Here is a 2,150-nt window from a genome sequence, read left to right on the forward strand (position 1 = left end):
CGTTGAATTTGATAATGGCTGTAGTAGAGGCGAGCCTGGGGTTCGAGGAAGCCCCAACCCCGGCTGAAGCGCCATCCCAGAGTGGGGGTCAGATCCAGGCGCTGACCAATGGGTCCGGTGGAAGCAGAAAAATAATTGAAGCTGCTATGCCAATTGAAGTAGCCGCTGCGTCCCACCCGCCAGTAGCCATCCGCATAAATGCGCGGCAACTGGGCATAAGGCGCGCTGCTGTCCGGCGCGAGTTCCTGGTAACCCTGTAATTCGGCACCGGCACTGATGTGGGCATTGTTGTAATAAATGCCGCCAGTCGAAGTAATGTAAGGGGCGTTACCAATGCCGCCAATAAAACTGCTGCCGAAACCTGCGGTGCCGCCGAAATCGGAAAGAAAATTTTTGTAACTGACACGATTGTAATTGACGTTGAAACTGAAGCCGTCGCCAAGGTTCTGGTTGTGCTGCCAGGACAGCGCCCAGACATTTTTATGGGTCAGTTGGTCCGAAGGCAACAAATCCAGAAAAAGCTTGCCGCTGTAGTTCGGTTCGAGATAACGAAATTCATTTTGCAGCATGACACCACGCCGAGAGAAGTAATTCAGGGTAAAGGTGTCGTCCAGGTTGCGGGAAATGTCGAAATAGTAGGGTATGCCCAGATAAAAGCCGTTGACGGTGGAACTACCTACGCCCGGGGCCAGAAAACCGGAGTGGCGCTTGAGCGGAAAACTGAAATAGGGCATCCAGAATACCGGAAGGCCGGATACATTCAGCGTAGTATTTTTGGTCGTCACATAGTTGTCGTTCTGATTGAGGTCGATCTGACTGCTCCACAGTTGCCAGGCGGGTACCTTGCCGTGGCAGGTCGTGTAGCAAGCCTCATTGAGCTGATAGTGACCCTTGCTCAACTCGCGACCACTTTCTGCATGACCATGTCCCTGCTCGGCTTCGAGCAGATAACGGGGGTGTACGACTATCCCCTCGTTGGCCTTGAGATGAATGGTTGCCTGGGGGGCTGCTGTGACCATGCCGGGGCTCACCATCCGCACGTGGCCATCAGCCAGAATTTCATCTTTGGCCTGGTCGTAATGCACCGTATCGGCGTAAACCCGCCGATCTCCATAAAGTACTTCGACATTACCCTTGGCCGTCCAGTGCCCACTGCCCATTCCGTTGACTTGATCGGCATACAGGGTCACCGGCTTTTCCACAGTCGTAGCCCAGGCGAGGCCGGGGTATAGCAATGCTGCCAGCAGGGCCAGGCAAATGCGGCGACGTGGAGAAGCAACGTGCCCGGACGGAAGAGATTTTCCGTGTCGAAATTTGCGAACCTGCTGAAGAGGGCTTTTCATAGGCGCCTAAAATCGCACAAAATGCTTTTATGTCGCAATCTCTAAACACCAGAAAAATTTTGACGCCCGCTGTTTCGGCCGGACAAATATCGCCAGATGCAGCAGCCTGGCTGCAGGCCAGGGGCGTGGATGCTGGACAATCCCAGGCCATTCCTGGTGATGCCAGTGGCCGGCATTACTGGCGTTTGCCGGACCAGCGGCTGTTCATGGATGCGCCACCACCTGAGGATATTTTGCCCTTTCTACGGGTTCAGCAGCGCTGGCAAAGTGCGGGGCTGCCCGTGCCAAAAATTCTGGCAGCGGAGTTGCAGCCGGGATTTGTGCTCATTGAAGATCTGGGAACTACGGATCTCAAGGCCATTCTGGATACAGGCACGGAAACGGAGTTCTGGATGCAGCAGGCGCTGGACCTCATTGTTGCCCTGCAAAGCGCGGGCAGAAAGGATGATGCGCGACCTCGTCTACCGTTTTTTTCAAGGCAACGTCTGGGCGAAGAGCTGACTTTGTTTTATGACTGGTATTTGCTCAGGCATCTGGGGGTGACGCCGGATGAAGAAGCGCAGCAGAACTTGCAAAGGCTTTTTGCACTGTTGCAGGATAATGCTCTCAATCAGCCTCAGGTATGGGTCCATCGGGATTTCCACGCCCGCAATCTCATGCTGCAGCCTGATCCCCGGCGCTTGGTGATGATTGATTTTCAGGACGCTGTGACCGGCCCCTGGACCTATGATCTGGCCTCCTTGCTTTGGGATCGTTACTGGGATTGGGGCTCTGCCCGCCGGCACCAATGGATTCTGGATTTTCAGG

At 54.7% G+C, this 2,150-nt stretch carries 2 protein-coding genes; one reads left to right on the forward strand and one right to left on the reverse strand.

Features of this window, described 5'->3' with window-relative positions; translation table 11 throughout:
* On the reverse strand, positions 1-1,343 hold a 1,343-nt coding region (locus AC2VLY_RS00005; protein ID WP_486921558.1), incomplete at its 3' end, for an LPS-assembly protein LptD.
* A gap of 29 nt (positions 1,344-1,372) precedes the next feature.
* Here AC2VLY_RS00005 and AC2VLY_RS00010 point away from each other — a divergent pair.
* A partial coding sequence (locus AC2VLY_RS00010; protein WP_486921559.1) for an aminoglycoside phosphotransferase family protein occupies positions 1,373-2,150 on the forward strand: 778 nt, incomplete at its 3' end.

The organism is Acidithiobacillus sp. TH-A36 (genome assembly GCF_057473445.1).